The organism is Rhizobium sp. PP-F2F-G48, assembly GCF_004342335.1.
GTDB lineage: Bacteria > Pseudomonadota > Alphaproteobacteria > Rhizobiales > Rhizobiaceae > Ferranicluibacter.
This window is the reverse complement of sequence record NZ_SLVH01000006.1, coordinates 154,519-169,385: the sequence shown is the minus strand read 5'-3', so window position 1 is coordinate 169,385 and position 14,867 is coordinate 154,519. Positions and strand designations below refer to the sequence as shown.

Below are 14,867 nucleotides of genomic sequence, written 5' to 3'. Positions count from 1 at the left end.
ATGCGGAATATTTAATTCAACGAAAAATAGGATCTGTCAGAAAATACGTCCTGTGCGTGCGCTGGGTTGCAAGCTTCACGCTGTCAGGTCGATGACCCCAGCTTCGCCCGCCTCCGTGCCGAACGCCAGCTGCTGGCCGGATTTCGACCAGGCGAAGGCGGAGATGGCGCCCTTGCCGGGGCGGCGGAGCAGGACTTCCTTGCTGTCGGCAAAGCGGACGGCCAGCACCATGCCGTCGGAATAGCCGATGGCCGCGACCTCTTCGGCAGGGTGGCAGGCGACCTGCGAGACCATGACGTCGGCGCGCGTGCCGAGTTCGAGCGGGGCTTTGCCCATGGGGCCGTCCTTGGCTTGGAAAGGCCAGACGATGGCGGCCGGCGCGCCGGAAGAGGCAAGCCATTTCCCACGGGCCGACCACGACCAGGACTTGACCTTAGCCGGGTAACCGCTCATGCGCATGTGGCGCGCCTCTGCTCCGGGTTTCGTATCAAGCTTCCAGCCGTGCAGCGCATTTTCCTGCATCATGGTCACGACGAAACGTCCGTCGGGGGAGAAGGTCACGCCGGTATGCGCGCCCTTCCAGTCGAGATCGATAGCCGGGCTCGATGTTGCCACCCAGTGGAGGGAAACGCCGTTGTACCGCGCGAGAGCGATGCGCAGACCCTTGGGCGCAAAGGCGATGCCTTCGACGGTTCGCTCTTCGGTGAAGGCGCGCGTCGTGCCGTCCGCCAGACGCACGGTGGCCGTCTTGCCGGTGGTGAACGCGACCGCGCCTTGCGGGCCGGCCGCGATCTTGGAGATCCATTTGCGCGGCTGGTGGGCAAGCTCCGTCACGGCGCCGTCGCGCGTGATGCGCAGCACCCGACCGTCCTCGCCGCCGGTGAGCAGCGTGTCGGTGGCGTCGTCCCGGAGCGCCACGAGCAATCCGTCATGCGCCGGCGTCACGGCGTGGCCGCCGTTCAGGCGATGCACGAAACCGGCGGCATCGGCAAACACGGGGACGTCGCCCAGATAGGCGACGCCGACGACATGGGCTTCGAGATCGAGCGGAGCGACGGTTGGCATCAGTTGGGCTTTGCCGCGCAGGCCTGGAAGGTGCGTTCCAGCTTTTCGCGGTCGAGATCGCGACCAATGAAAACGAGGCGGCTTTCGCGCGGCTCGCCGTCCTTCCACGGGCGCTGGTGATCGCCCTCGATGATCATGTGCACGCCCTGCACCACATAACGATCGGCGTCGCCGGCAAAGGCGATGATGCCCTTGAGGCGCAGGATGTTCGGGCCGTCGGTCTGGGTGATCTTCTGGATCCAGGGGAAGAACCGGTCGGGGTTCATCTCGCCGCCGCGCAGCGACACCGACTGAACGGTCACGTCATGGATGGCGGACGGTGCGTGCGCGTGATCATGTCCGTGATCATGACCATGATCGTGGTGATGGTCGTGTCCGTGATGATGGTGATCATGGCCGCAGTCGGGGCCGCAGGCGTGATCATGGTCGTGGTGATGATCGTCCGCCTTCAGGAAGTCCGGCTCGTTTTCCAGGGCACGTTCCAGGTTGAAGGCGCCCTGATCGAGGACCTTGGCGAGATCGATTTCCGAGCGCTGGGTGCGATGGATGCGGGCCGAGGGGTTGATGACGCGGATCGTCGCTTCGACCTTCGCCAGTTCTTCCGGGGTCACGAGGTCGGTCTTGTTGAGGAGCACGACATCGGCAAAGGCGATCTGGTCTTCGGCCTCGCGGCTGTCCTTCAGGCGCAGTGGCAGATGCTTGGCATCGACCAGCGCGATGACGGCATCGAGTTCGGTCTTGGCGCGAACGTCGTCGTCCATGAAGAAGGTCTGTGCGACCGGGACGGGATCGGCCAGGCCGGTCGTTTCCACGATGATCGCATCGAAGCGGCCGGGACGCTTCATCAGGCCTTCGACCACGCGGATCAGGTCGCCGCGCACCGTGCAGCAGACGCAGCCATTGTTCATCTCGTAGATTTCTTCGTCGGATTCGACGATCAGGTCGTTGTCGATGCCGATCTCGCCGAACTCGTTGACGATGACGGCATATTTGCGACCGTGATTTTCCGAGAGAATGCGGTTCAGCAGCGTCGTCTTGCCAGCACCGAGATAGCCGGTGAGGACGGTCACGGGGATGGGCTTCTGGACGGACGTTTCGGAAACGGGGGCTTCGGACGCAGGGGCTTCGGACATGGGAACCTCGGGGGCTGAGGAGGGATGCCCACCGGCGCGCCGTTGGGCGGTCGATGCGCGGGATCGTCGCGGTGATATAGGAGATGGCGCACGGCAGTGCAAATGCTCTCGCGCAGATAATCCAATCTTTATAACATTACATCGTTTCGGTCGTCCCGGCGTCGAACTGCGCGAGGTCGAATGCATCCACGTCCGATAGGAGAGCGAGGAGCCCGGAGACGGCGTGCTCAAGCAATTGCTCGCCGCGCTCGGCTGTCGCGGCAGCGGCATTTCCGGCCGCGCCTTTCGGATTGAGGTCGCGCATACGCCAGCCGAAGGCATGGGGGCCATAGGCGCGCAGATGCGAAAATCGCGCCTGCCACTCGGTCTGCCGTGAGGCAAATGCCTCGGCCCGTGCCCGATCGACCTTGTCGGGATGAAGGGCGAGCATGACCGAGGTTTCGATGTCGCCGCCGTGGATGTCGATGGATTTTGCCACCGGGTCGATCCAGCCGGCGGGTTGTCCGAACCGGGTCCAGCTGGTGGCGACCGCCAGCATGTCGTAGCGCACACGCGCTTCGGTCGCGACGATGGTCATGAGCGGAGAATTGCCGCCATGGGCGTTGAGCATGACGAACTTGCGGATGCCCTGCGCGTGAAGCCTGGCGGCGATGCCGAGCCAGCGTTCGACGGCTTCCTCGTAGCTCAGTGTCCGCGTCCCCGCCACGTCCATATGTTCGATCGAGTATCCCACGGGCTCGGTCGGGAGAAAGGTCACAGGCAATTCGTCGCGGGCTGCGATCGCTCGATCCACCACGCCGTCTGCGATCAGCGTGTCGGTCTCGAACGGCAGATGCGGGCCGTGCTGCTCGTGCGCGCCGAGCGGCAGAACGGCGATCCAGTCGGCACGGGCGGATGGGGCAAGAGCCGGATCGTTGTCCGCAAATCGGGCAGCGGGTCTCGTCATGCGTTTCTTCCTGGGCTTCATCCCGACATCCGGCCGTGCGCAAGCCCTTGCGGCCCGATTGTCATATGAGTCATACAAGCTCGACAAGGCGGTGCAAGCCGTCGGCAGGCAGGGGAGCGAGCATGGGCAAGAAAGACAAGTCCGAGAAGAAAGCCAAGCAGAAAAAGCTCAAGATCGACAAGATCGTCGATCCCGCTGCCATTGACGGAGAGGGTGGTCTCGAGGCCGCCGCACCGTTGCTTGCACCCTTGCTGGCACAGGCGGCGCGCTCCATGCGAACCGTGCTGTCGCGCAATCTTCTGGAAAGCGGGCTTTACGCCGGCCAGGACGGCGTGATGCTGGCGCTGGCGGAGACCGACGGCATGACGGCCGGGTCGCTGGCCGGTCATCTCGGCGTCAAGGCACCGACAATGACCCGGACCATCGGCCGCATGGAGGCGCAGGGCTTTCTGGAGCGCAAGCCGGATGCAGCGGATGCCCGGCTGACCAAGGTCTACCTCACGGCAAACGGTCGCGAGCGGCTGCAGGCGATCGAGGCGGCTGCCGACCTGTCCGAGGCAACGGCGCTGACGGGCATGACCGACAAGCAGATCCGGACGCTTGCCAAGCTTCTGAAGCTGGTCGACGCCAATCTTCAGGCTGTCGAGTAGGCCTCGACACGCGGTCTCGCGCAGGGATTGCAGTCTCGATTTAAACAGTTTAAGAGGATTTAAGGGCGTTTTCAGGCACTGCCGAAGGCGTTGAGGGAGATGGCCGGGCAGACCGGGAGGGCACGTGGCGCAGAAGATCAAGCTGTCGACGATCGCGGAAACACTGGGTGTCTCCACCGCGACCGTTTCCCTCGCTTTGCGGGACAGTCCTCTCGTCGCGTCGGTCACGCGGGACAAGATCAAGGATCAGGCGCGGGCGCTCGGCTATATCTACAATCGTCGCGCCGCCAGCCTGCGAACCTCTCGCTCCGGCATCATCGGCGTCGTCGTGCACGACATCATGAACCCCTTCTATGGCGAGATTCTGAAGGCCATCGAGGCGGAACTCGATCGCGACCGCCAGACCTTCATTCTCTCCAATCACTACGACTCGGTCGAAAAGCAGCGCGTCTTCATCGAAACCCTGCTGCAGCTCGGCGGTGACGGGGTGATCATGTCGCCGGCCATCGGCACGCCGCCGGAGGATATCAAGCTGGCCGAGGACAACGGCATGCCGGCGATCCTCGTGGCGCGGTCGATCGAAGGCGTCGATGTGCCGATTTTCCGGGGTGACGACGCCTATGGCATCTCGCTCGCCACCAACCATCTGATCAGTCTCGGCCACCGCTGCATCGCCATGGTTGGGGGAACCGACCTGACCTCGACCGGCCGCGACCGCTATCTCGGCTATGTTCAGGCATTGCGCAAAGCGAATATCGATGTCGATCCGGACCTGCGCATTCCCGGGCCGCGCTCCATGCAGGGCGGTTTCGAGGCGGCCGTGCATCTCCTGTCGCTGCCGCAGAAGCCAACGGCTGTCGTGTGCTGGAACGACCTCGTTGCCATCGGCATGATGAACGGCATTGCGCGCGCGGGCCTTGTGCCCGGCCGGGATGTTTCGGTCACCGGCTACGACGATCTGGAGGAAGCGGCCATCGCCACGCCGGCACTGACGACGGTCTGGAACGGGCAGTCGGACGTGGGCCGGAGCGCCGCCCGCGCCCTGCTCGACCGCCTCAATGGCAGCCATGAGCCGGATGGCATCCATCTGATCAAGCCGGAAATGCGGATCCGACAGTCGACCGGTCCCTTGCGGTTGCAGCAGGGCGATTGAGCGATCGGTCTTGTAGAGCCTGCTTTATGACAAGGCGCGCAGGGCAAAGGTAAACCTCAGGTTCAATTGACGCCGCAGATCCTTGCGGTAGTTTCCGCAGCGCTCACCGCGCTGCGACGACCCTCGTTGCGGCCTTTTTCCTCTTCGCCGACGTCTGAAAGGACCACGCCATGTCGCAAGATCGCCCGATCATTCTCATCCCCGGCAAGATGCACCCGCGCGCTCTGGAGCGCATGACGGCCCTCTTCGATGTGAGACAGGTGGACGGCGCGGATGCAGGCCTGATCACGCCGGACCTTGCTGCCGGCGTTGCGGGCATCGCGACGTTCAACAATGTCCCGGCGTCGCTGATGGATGCGCTGAAGATGCTGGAGATCGTCTCGAACTTCGGCGTCGGTTACGACGGCGTCGATGCGGGGCACGCCGCGCGCTCCGGCATCGTGGTCACGCACACGCCCGACGTCCTGAACGACGAGGTCGCGGATACGGCGATCGGGCTTCTGATCAACACGCTGCGCCGCCTGCCTGCCGCGGAGCAATGGTTGCGCGACGGGCGCTGGGTCAAGGATGGGCCCTTTCCGCTCAGCCCGTTGTCCCTGAGCGGCCGCAAGATCGGCATCTACGGGCTCGGTCGCATCGGACAGGCGATCGCGCGCCGCCTGGAGGGTTTTGACCTCGAGATCGCCTATCACACCCGCTCGCGCCGCGACGACGTGCCCTATGCCTATCACGAGACACTGCTCGGGCTTGCGCAGGCCGTGGATACGCTGATCGTCATCGTGCCCGGCAGCGCGGAAACCAAGCACACGGTCAATGCGGACATCCTGCAGGCGCTCGGGTCCGACGGGGTCGTCATCAATGTCGGGCGCGGCATCACCGTGGATGAGACCGCGCTGACCGCAGCGCTGGAACAGGGTGTGATCGCCGGGGCGGGGCTCGATGTCTTCGAGCGCGAGCCGCACGTGCCCGCGGGGCTGCTGGCGCTGCCGCAGGTGTCGCTGCTGCCCCATGTCGCCTCGGCCTCCGTCGGCACCCGCAACAAGATGGCCGACCTCGTGGTCGACAATCTGGTGTCGTGGTTTCAAAACGGCAAGGCGCTGACGCCCGTGACCGAGACGCCGTTTACGCGGCGGGCGAAGTAGCCGGCCGGCTGGCTGGCCGCTGTGCCTCGCTGTAGTCGCGGACCGCCGCGCCGAAGGCTGCGAACAGGTCGTTGGAGGTCTTGTCGCGGCCGACCCAGTATTCCGGATGCCACTGCACCCCGACGGCAAAGGCCTTTGCGCCGATGACGGACACGGCTTCGACCGTACCGTCGTCGGCCACCGCTTCCACGGCGAGATTCGGTGCCAGGTCTGAGATGGCCTGCCGGTGCAGGGAATTGACCTGTACCGCGCCGGCGCCGACCACGCCGGCAAGGCAGCTTCCCGGTTCCACCATGACCGTCTGGCGAATGCCATAGGCGATGTCGAGTTCCTGGACGTCCGGCTTGCGATGGTCCTGCCGACCCGGAAGATCCTGGATTTCGGAGGCGAGGGTGCCGCCGAGCGCAACGTTCAGTTCCTGGATGCCGCGGCAGATGGCAAGCACCGGGATGCCGCGGGCGAGCGCGCGGCGGATCAGCGGCAGGCTGGTGGCGTCGCGACCGGGATCGAACGGGCCATCTGTGTCCAACGCCTCCCGCCCATAGAGCGTCGGGTGGACGTTGGAGCGGGAACCGCTGACCAGAAGCCCGTCCACGCGGTCGAGAATCGCATCCGGCTCGTTGCCGGCTTCGAGCGCCGGAACCAGCAGCGACATGACACCCGAGCCGTTCAATGCGGCGCGCACATATTGATGCGGGGACGCGTGCCAGACATTGCCCTCGATCTCACGGAAATCTGCGGGTATGGCGATGATCGGCTTCGGCATGAGACGCTCCGTTGGCGTGGGCTTGGCCCACCGACTTGCCGGGAACCGGCCGCGCCGTCAATGCCTCCCGTGCTCTACGGGCCTTGACGTCGCGGAACAGTGCGGGCATGTCTTGAAACCAAGAGGTGCCGCATCTTGCGGCGTGGAAACTTGCGGGGAGAATGACAGTGGCCGAACATCAGATGGGACCTTCCGAAACCGGTGCGCCGATGGATTATCCCGAGCACGAGAAGACCTATCTTCATTTCCTGAGCGCGGCGAAGTTCCTGACCATCTTCTGCGTGGCGCTGTTGATCGCCATGGCTGCGGCCTTCTTCACGAGCGCCGGCTGGTTTACGGGTTTCGTGCTGTTCGTGCTCTTGAATATCGCCGGCGTCGTCCTTCTGCGCTGAGCCTACGGCCACGAAAGTCGTTGTATCTTTGCGTGATTTGCTCTTAGCTGGCCCGGTTGCCATGCAGCGAGAGGGATCAGCATGACGGAAACGACACGGCCGCTCGGCGCCACGATCACCGGCCGGTGGACCCGCTTTGCCGTGCGCTCGCAGACGGCTGACCGAATCGATCTCTGCCTGTTCCACGGCGATGGCGAGACCGAGCTGCGCCGGTTGCAGATGGGCCGAGAGGAGGGCGACGTCTTCGCCCTGACCCTGCCCGATGCGCCGATGGGAACACGCTACGGCTTCCGCGCCCACGGCACCTACGACCCCGATCGCGGTCTCTGGTTCGATCCGGCAAAGCTTCTCGTCGATCCTTACGCGCTGGAGCTCGACCGGCCGTTTCGGCATGATACCCGCCTGACGCAGTTCGGCGCGGAAACAGCCGATCTGGTGCCGAAGGCGGTTGTGACCAAGGTGCCGAAGGCGCGGGTTGCCGCCCCCCTCTTTTCCAAAGACGGGCTGATCTACGAGGTCGCGGTCCGGCCGTTCACCATGCTGCATCCGGACGTGCCGGACGAGCTGAGGGGGACCGTGGCGGCCCTGGCACACCCGGCCGTCATCGCCCACCTCAAGCGCATCGGCGTTTCCGCCGTCGAACTCATGCCCATCACCGCCTGGATCGACGAGCGCCATCTGCCGCCTCTCGGCCTCACCAATGGCTGGGGCTACAATCCCGTCGCCTTCATGGCGCTCGATCCACGGCTGGTGCCAGGGGGGCTGACCGAGCTCAGGGATACGGTTGCAGCGCTGCATCGCGACGGCATCGGCGTCATTCTCGATCTCGTCTTCAACCATTCCGGCGAGAGCGATCGGGAGGGTGCGACCCTCTCCATGCGCGGTCTCGACAATGCCGTCTATTACCGGCATGCCCAGCCGGGCGTGCTCGTGAACGACACGGGTTGCGGCAACACCATCGCCTGCGACCATCCGACGGTCCGGTCTCTCATCCTCGACACGCTGCGGCACTTCGTCGAGGCGGCGGGGATCGACGGTTTCCGCTTCGATCTCGGCACCATCCTCGGCCGCGATGCCGGGGGGTTTCGCCGGGATGCGACGCTTTTGACCGAGATGCTGGCCGATCCGCTTCTCAAAGATCGCGTGCTGATCGCCGAGCCGTGGGATATCGGACCGGGCGGCTATCAGCTCGGCCATTTCCCGGCCCCTTTCCTCGAATGGAACGACCGCGCGCGCGACGACCTGCGGCGGTTCTGGAAGGGTGACGGCTGGATGACCGGCTCGCTCGCGGGGGCGCTTGCCGGTTCGTCGGATATCTTCTCGCAGCGTGGTGGCACGCAGAGCCGCAGCGTGACCTTCATTGCCGCGCATGATGGGTTCACGCTCAGGGATCTCGTTTCCCACGATCGCAAGCACAATGAGGCCAACGGCGAGGACAATCGCGACGGCCACAACGAGAACCACTCCTGGAACAACGGTTCCGAAGGCGAAACGGACGACGGCACGATCGTTGCCGCCCGCAAGCGGGATGTGAAGGCGCTGCTCGCGACGCTCTTTGCCTCGCGCGGCGCGATCATGATCACGGCCGGCGACGAGTTCGGTCGGACGCAGCGGGGCAACAACAATGCCTATTGCCAGGACAATCCGATCACCTGGCTCGACTGGGCGGCGGCCGACGCGGACCTGATCGCGCAGTGCGCCGCACTCGCCGAACTCCGTCATCGTTTTGATGTGTTTGCGGGCGACCAATTCTTCACCGGCGCGGGCGATGTCGCCTGGATCCGGCTCGACGGCCGGCCGATGGAAGTCGCGGACTGGCAGGGCGAGCGCACCGACGGGCTCGCGATGATCCTTTCGACCGGCGATGCGGTGACGGCCAAGACCTGCCGGCTGGCCGTGGTCTTCAACCGCGCGCATGCGGCGGCGGCTCTGACGCTTCCGGGCGACGGCTGGCAGTCGCTGCTGCCGGAGGCGGGGACGCCGACGGAGCTTTCGGCCCGCTCGGTCGGCTGGTACGTGGCGCCCGACGCCGCCTGAAGGCTGCAGATGATGCAACGGGAATGAGCGAGATGGATGCGAACGGTGAGAAGACGACCCGCGTCACGGAGATCGCGCTTGGCGAGGTCAAGGATCTCGTCGGGCGCGAACTCGGAATTTCCGACTGGATAACCGTGTCGCAGGACATGATCGACCGCTTTGCCGATGCGACGGACGATCACCAGTTCATCCACACCGACCCTGTCCGGGCCGCGGCCGAGACGCCCTATGGCGGCACGATCGCGCATGGCTTCCTGTCGCTCTCGCTGCTTTCGGCCATGAACTACAATTGCCTGCCGACGGTGCGCGAACAGACGATGGCGATCAATTACGGTTTCGACAAGGTCCGGTTTCTGGCGCCCGTGCGGTCCGGTGGGCGTGTCCGCGGTCACTTCACGCTCACGGAAGCGCGGTTCCGCGGCGCCGGCATGCTCGCCGTCACCTATGAGGTCTCCGTCGAGGTGGAACAGGAGAGCCGGCCGGCCTTGACCGCGACCTGGCTGACGATCATCCAGTTCGACCCGAAGGATCGGCCGGATGATGCTTGACGCGGCAACACGCGACGCCGCCGTCCGCGCGGCTTTCCGCTCGCAGGCGGCGAGCTGCCGTGCGCTGGGCTCACCCTTCGTCGCCACGCTCTGCGACCTTGCCGCCGAGCGCCTGACGGATACGCATCCGGTCGGACGCCGTGTTCTCGGCTGGACGGGAAATCCGGCCTCCTCTGCCGATTCGGTTCCGCTGCGGCTTGCCGGCGCGCTGCATGCACTGGTTCTCGGCGGTGCCGATCCGGATCTCGCAGCCGTCTATCCGCCGCGCGCAACGGAACCCGCAACGTTATGGGAGGCGGTCGAGCGCGCCTGTCGCGATCACGCCGAGACGATCCTCGCGCGCCTCGATTCGCCGCCGCAGACGAACGAGGTGCGACGCTCGTCCGCGCTCCTGCCGGGCTTCCTCACCATCGCCAGGCGTTTCGGCAAACCGCTCTGCCTCTCGGAGGTCGGCGCAAGTGCCGGGCTGAACCTTCACTGGGACCGCTTTGCCTATCGTCTCGGAGATGTCGCCTGGGGCGATCCGCAATCGCCGGTGAGGCTGACGCCTGACTGGACAGGCGGTACGCCGCCCGAGGCGGCCCTCCGGGTTCAGGACCGGGCCGGCTGCGATCTCCGGCCTCTCGATCCCGCACGGTCGGAGGACGCGGAACGTCTCCTGTCGTATCTGTGGGCGGATCAGGCCGATCGGATCGCGCGGACGCGCGCCGCGATCGGTCTTGCGGCGTCGTCCGAGCGAAAGGTCGAGGCTGTCGATGCGGTATCGTGGCTGCAGCGCCGTCTGGCGGTCCCGCGCCCCGGCTGCGTGCATGTCGTCTATCACACGATCGCCTGGCAATATCTGTCCGGAGAGGACCGCGAGCGGGGTGAGGCGCTGATCGCGGACGCCGGCCGCGGCGCAACCGAGGCGGCACCGCTCGCGCGTCTATCGCTCGAGAACGACGGAACGGAGCCGGGGGCTGCTTTGACGCTGCAAATGTGGCCGACCGGCGAGCGCCATGAGATCGGCCGCGCAGATTTCCACGGCCGCTGGGTCGATTGGCGCGGCTGGCCCGGCACGTCCTGACGGTCCCGACGCCGTGTTCAGTGTTCAGTGTTCAGTGTTCAGTGTTCAGTGGCCGGCGTCCTGCGCCCCGGCTGCCAGCAGTCCCGAGACGTATGGCGCGAAGGAGCGCCAGCATTCGACGCGAAACGCCGTTTCGCCGGTGCGGTAGAGCACGACTTCCGCCTTGCCGAACACGGTGCGCGAGCAGGCGCCGACAGGGAAGGCCTTCAGCGACAGGTCCTGCGGGCAGCCGGCATTGATGGCGGCGGGGGCACCCGGGCCTTCGACAAGGATGGCCGTGTTGCGGTGGGAGATGTCGGTCGCAGACTGCAGCACGCCGGCGGAGGCCGCGATGCCCACAAGGTCTGTTTCCGTTTCGTCGATGACGAGCCATTCGTCGGGGCCGAGCCAGAGCGCGTGGCGGGTGCCGCTCGTGGCCGAGGTCTTCGGGCGTGTCGGCAACGACAGCTGAAGCGCGATCGCAAGCGCACCGACGGCATCCGGCTTGGCGCGGAGCGACAGGCGGCTCGCGGGGGCGGCCGGCGTCAGGCGAACGGTGGCGGAACCGCCGTGGAAGCCGCGAAGCGGCAGGGTCCGTGTTGCGAGATCAGCCATGGATGCGGCCACCTTCCTTGTCAAAGAACACCATGTCGCTCACCTCGACGGCGATCGTCCGATCGGCCATCGGCACATAGAGGGTCTGGCCGAGCCGCGCCTTGCCACCGGCCACCACCGCCATGGCGATGGAACGTCCGCAGTTTTCCGACCAATAGGACGAGGTGACATGGCCGAGCATGGTCATGGGCTTCGGCTGGTTGGGGTCGGCGACGATCTGCGCGCCTTCCTCCAGCACCATGTTCGGATCCTTCGTCAAAAGGCCGACAAGCTGCTTGCGGCCCTCGCGCACGAGGTCCGGGCGCTTCATGCCGCGAATGCCGACGAAGTCGGTCTTCTTCTTGCCGACCGCCCAGGAGAGGCTGGCATCGTCCGGCGTCAGCGTGCCGTCGGTGTCCTGTCCGACGATGATATAGCCCTTTTCGGCGCGCAGGATGTGCATGGTTTCCGTACCGTAGGCGCAGCCATCGACGGCTTCGACCCGTTCGCGGATGGCGTTCCAGACATCCGGGCCGAAGTCGGCGGGGACGTTGACCTCGAAGCCGAGTTCGCCGGTGAACGACATGCGGAAGAGCCGCGTCGGCACACCGCAGATCCGGCCCTCGGCCACGCTCATATGCGGGAAGGCCTCGTTGGAAATGTCGATGCCGTCGACCAGCGGCGCGATGATCTCGCGGGCCTTCGGCCCCTGCAGGGCGATGACGGCCCATTGTTCGGTGGCCGAGGTCAGCCAGACGTTCAGATGCGGGAACTCCGTCTGGAGGTAATCTTCCATGTGATGCATGACGCGGGCGGCACCGCCCGTCGTCGTGGTCACGTGGAAGCGATCTTCCGACATGCGGCCGACGACGCCGTCGTCATAGATGAAGCCGTCTTCGCGCAGCATGATGCCGTAGCGGCAGCGGCCCGGCTTCAGCGTGTCCCAGCTGTTGGTATAGATCAGGTTGAGGAAGGCGGCCGCGTCCGGGCCGACGACCTCGATCTTGCCGAGCGTGGATGCGTCGAACATGCCGACCGTCTCGCGCACCGTGCGGCACTCGCGGTTAACGGCGGCATGCATGTCCTCTCCGGCGCGCGGATAGTACCAGGCGCGCTTCCATTGCCCCACATCCTCGAAGGCAGCGCCCATGGCCTCTTCGGCCTGGTGCATCGCCGTCTTGCGGGTGGGATCGAACAGGTCGCCGCGCGAATGGCCGATCAGCGTGCCGAAGGTCACGGGCGTGTAGGGCGCGCGAAACGTGGTGAGGCCGACTTCGGGGATGCCGCGGCCAAGGGTTTCCGCCGCGATGGCGAGACCATGGATGTTGGACAGCTTGCCCTGGTCGGTGGCCATGCCGTTGGTGGTGAAGCGCTTGATATGCTCGATCGAGTGCATGCCCTCGCGCACGGCCAGGCGGATGTCCTTGGCGCAGACGTCGTTCTGGAAGTCGATGAAGGCCTTGACGTCGTCCTCGGGGCCGGCGCCATAGGCCGCGCCCGCCATGCCGCCCGTCCAGGCGAAGGCCTGCGTGCCGGTCAGGGCCAGGCGCGTGCCGCCCGGGAAACCGGCTGCCTGTGCGGCGAGTTCGCCGGCGTCGGCGGCTTCGCCAAGGGTTGCGGCGATGTCGGTGGTGCCGTTGCAGGCGCCGACGGAGACGCAGTCCTGCGCATAGATGCCGGGCAGGAAGCGCTGCGTTTCCGCGTCGAAGGCCACCTTGCCGCGCGACTGCGAGAACATGTGCACCGACGGCGTCCAGCCGGACGAGGTGATGAGCGCGTCGACCGAAATCGAGCGGGCGCTGCTGCCGCCGCTGACGCGACGGACGGAGATGGAGGAGATGCGCAGCTTGCCTTTGGTGTCGGTCACCGCATGGCCGGTCAGCACCTCGATGCCGAGAGACTGCGCCTCGGCCAGCACCGCCGCACCCGGCTGCTCGCGGCTATCGACGATCGCCGGAATGGCGATGCCGGCGCGGTGCAGGTCGAAGGCGGCTTCATAGGCACTGTCATGCGCGGTGTAGACGCCGACCTTGCGGCCGATGGCGACGCCGAAATGGTTGAGATAGGTGCGGGCCGCCGAGGCCAGCATGATGCCGGGACGGTCGTTGTTGGCAAACACCATGTGCCGCTCAATGGCACCGGTGGCGATGACGACGCGCTTGGCGCGCACCTGCCACAGCCGCTCGCGCGGAGCGGTGCGGGCCGGGCGGGAGACGTGGTCCGTGACGCGTTCGGCGAGCGCCACGAAGTTCTGGGCGTAGTAGCCGAAGGCGGTCGTGCGGGTCAGGAGCGTGACATTGTCCATGGCGGCAAGCCGGCGGGCGGCGTTCTGCGCCCAGGCATAGCCGCTCTGGCCGTCGATCGTCACCCCGGTATCGTGGTGCAGCGCGCCGCCCACTTCGGGCTGCTCGTCGCAGAGGATGACGCGCGCGCCGGTGGCAGCGGCGGCGAGCGCCGCGGTCAGGCCGGCGACGCCCGCGCCCATGACCAGCACGTCGCAATGGGCGTAGCGGCTGGCGTACTCGTCGGTGTCCTCCTCGGTCGGGGATACGCCGAGGCCGGCTGCGGCGCGGATGCGGGGCTCGTAGATGTTCTTCCAGGCCTGCTTCGGCCACATGAAGGTCTTGTAGTAGAAGCCGGCGGCAAAGAAGGGCGCGAGGATGTTGTTGATGCCGCCGACGTCGAAGGTGAGCGATGGGTAACGGTTCTGGGAGGCGACGGTCATGCCGTCGAAGACTTCCTGAACGGTCGCGCGCACGTTTGGCTGACGGCGGGCATTGTCGCGCATCACGTCGATCAGCGCGTTCGGCTCTTCCGGGCCGGCCGAGACGATGCCGCGCGGGCGGTGATACTTGAACGAACGGCCGACGAGGTGGACACCGTTGGCGATCAGCGCCGAGGCGACGGTGTCGCCCTGCAGGCCCTGATAGGTGCGGCCGTCGAACGTGAAGCGCGCGGTTCTCGCGGGCGTCAGGCGGCCCTTGCCGGCAATGCGGTTCGCTCCACCCATGCTGTCGGCTTTTGCAGTCCGATTGGCGCCGCTCATTCCGCGCGTCCTTCCGTGGCTTCATAGGTTTCGACGACGGTCTCGTCGGTCATGGCGGCGATCGGCAGCGACGGCTTCGGCTCGCCCGCCTTGTACGTCTTCAGGAATCGGTCGCTGACCGTGTCGCGCGCCGCGTTGAAGAAGCGGCCGCAGCCGGAAATGTGGCGCCAACGTTCGAAGATCAGGCCCTTCGGGTTATCCCGCAGGAAGAAGTATTCCTCGAATTCCGCGTCGGAGATGGCGGCGATGTTCTCGGGCCGGGCGATGTGGGCGTCGCCGACCGCGCGAAACTCGAGTTCGGAGCGCTCTTCCTCGCAATAGGGGCAGTGGATCAAAAGCATGGACGTGTT

Annotated in this window: 14 protein-coding genes; 7 read left to right on the top strand and 7 right to left on the bottom strand. The window is 65.9% G+C overall.

Features of this window, described 5'->3' with window-relative positions:
• Positions 1 to 75: 75 nt before the first annotated feature.
• The 3 genes from C8J36_RS15410 to C8J36_RS15400 form a co-directional block, all read right to left on the bottom strand.
• A complete protein-coding gene (locus C8J36_RS15410) occupies positions 76 to 1,065 on the bottom strand; it encodes a WD40 repeat domain-containing protein (protein ID WP_132536128.1) in 990 nt (329 codons plus the stop codon).
• The gene (locus tag C8J36_RS15405) at positions 1,065 to 2,198 is read right to left on the bottom strand and encodes a GTP-binding protein (RefSeq protein ID WP_132536126.1); all 1,134 of its coding nucleotides are present in this window, start codon (positions 2,196 to 2,198) and stop codon (positions 1,065 to 1,067) included. The genes C8J36_RS15410 and C8J36_RS15405 overlap by 1 nt, the downstream gene beginning before the upstream one ends.
• A 136-nt stretch (positions 2,199 to 2,334) precedes the next feature.
• Positions 2,335 to 3,144 (bottom strand): creatininase family protein, encoded by an 810-nt coding sequence (locus C8J36_RS15400; protein ID WP_132536124.1) that lies wholly within the window; start codon positions 3,142 to 3,144, stop codon positions 2,335 to 2,337.
• Between the two features lie 122 nt (positions 3,145 to 3,266).
• Between C8J36_RS15400 and C8J36_RS15395 the strand changes: the two genes are divergently transcribed.
• The 3 genes from C8J36_RS15395 (at position 3,267) to C8J36_RS15385 (ending at position 6,089) form a co-directional block, all read left to right on the top strand.
• The gene (locus C8J36_RS15395; RefSeq protein WP_132536122.1) at positions 3,267 to 3,794 is read left to right on the top strand and encodes a MarR family winged helix-turn-helix transcriptional regulator; all 528 of its coding nucleotides are present in this window, start codon (positions 3,267 to 3,269) and stop codon (positions 3,792 to 3,794) included.
• A gap of 124 nt (positions 3,795 to 3,918) precedes the next feature.
• Positions 3,919 to 4,947 (top strand): LacI family DNA-binding transcriptional regulator, encoded by a 1,029-nt coding sequence (locus C8J36_RS15390; protein WP_092930444.1) that lies wholly within the window; start codon positions 3,919 to 3,921, stop codon positions 4,945 to 4,947.
• Between the two features lie 170 nt (positions 4,948 to 5,117).
• On the top strand, positions 5,118 to 6,089 hold the full coding sequence (locus C8J36_RS15385; protein WP_132536120.1) for a 2-hydroxyacid dehydrogenase: 972 nt from the start codon (positions 5,118 to 5,120) through the stop codon (positions 6,087 to 6,089).
• Here C8J36_RS15385 and C8J36_RS15380 read toward each other — a convergent pair.
• Positions 6,070 to 6,855: a gamma-glutamyl-gamma-aminobutyrate hydrolase family protein gene (locus tag C8J36_RS15380; RefSeq protein WP_132536118.1), complete on the bottom strand. Its 786-nt coding sequence runs from the start codon at positions 6,853 to 6,855 to the stop codon at positions 6,070 to 6,072. The two genes, C8J36_RS15385 and C8J36_RS15380, sit on opposite strands and share 20 nt — an antisense overlap.
• Before the next feature lie 167 nt (positions 6,856 to 7,022).
• On the opposite strand from C8J36_RS15380, the gene C8J36_RS15375 reads away from it, so the two are divergent.
• The 4 genes from C8J36_RS15375 (at position 7,023) to C8J36_RS15360 (ending at position 10,898) form a co-directional block, all read left to right on the top strand.
• Positions 7,023 to 7,247, top strand: a complete 225-nt coding sequence (locus C8J36_RS15375; RefSeq protein WP_062596017.1) for an aa3-type cytochrome c oxidase subunit IV — start codon at positions 7,023 to 7,025, stop codon at positions 7,245 to 7,247.
• A gap of 81 nt (positions 7,248 to 7,328) precedes the next feature.
• Positions 7,329 to 9,284, top strand: coding sequence for a glycogen debranching protein GlgX (glgX, locus tag C8J36_RS15370; RefSeq protein ID WP_132536116.1), 1,956 nt, complete (start codon positions 7,329 to 7,331; stop codon positions 9,282 to 9,284).
• 32 nt (positions 9,285 to 9,316) lie between these two features.
• Positions 9,317 to 9,832: a MaoC family dehydratase gene (locus C8J36_RS15365; protein ID WP_132536323.1), complete on the top strand. Its 516-nt coding sequence runs from the start codon at positions 9,317 to 9,319 to the stop codon at positions 9,830 to 9,832.
• Entirely contained in the window at positions 9,825 to 10,898 is a 1,074-nt protein-coding gene (locus C8J36_RS15360; protein ID WP_132536325.1) for a DUF2332 family protein, read from the top strand. The genes C8J36_RS15365 and C8J36_RS15360 overlap by 8 nt, the downstream gene beginning before the upstream one ends.
• A 45-nt stretch (positions 10,899 to 10,943) precedes the next feature.
• On the opposite strand, the gene C8J36_RS15355 is transcribed toward C8J36_RS15360, so the two are convergent.
• From C8J36_RS15355 to C8J36_RS15345, 3 genes are read right to left on the bottom strand one after another with little or no spacing between them, the layout of a single operon-like run.
• On the bottom strand, positions 10,944 to 11,492 hold the full coding sequence (locus C8J36_RS15355; RefSeq protein ID WP_132536114.1) for a sarcosine oxidase subunit gamma: 549 nt from the start codon (positions 11,490 to 11,492) through the stop codon (positions 10,944 to 10,946).
• On the bottom strand, positions 11,485 to 14,481 hold the full coding sequence (locus C8J36_RS15350; RefSeq protein WP_132536321.1) for a sarcosine oxidase subunit alpha: 2,997 nt from the start codon (positions 14,479 to 14,481) through the stop codon (positions 11,485 to 11,487). Before C8J36_RS15350 ends, C8J36_RS15355 begins: the two co-directional genes overlap by 8 nt.
• 32 nt (positions 14,482 to 14,513) lie before the next feature.
• Positions 14,514 to 14,858 (bottom strand): sarcosine oxidase subunit delta, encoded by a 345-nt coding sequence (locus C8J36_RS15345; protein WP_132536112.1) that lies wholly within the window; start codon positions 14,856 to 14,858, stop codon positions 14,514 to 14,516.
• Positions 14,859 to 14,867: the final 9 nt, after the last annotated feature.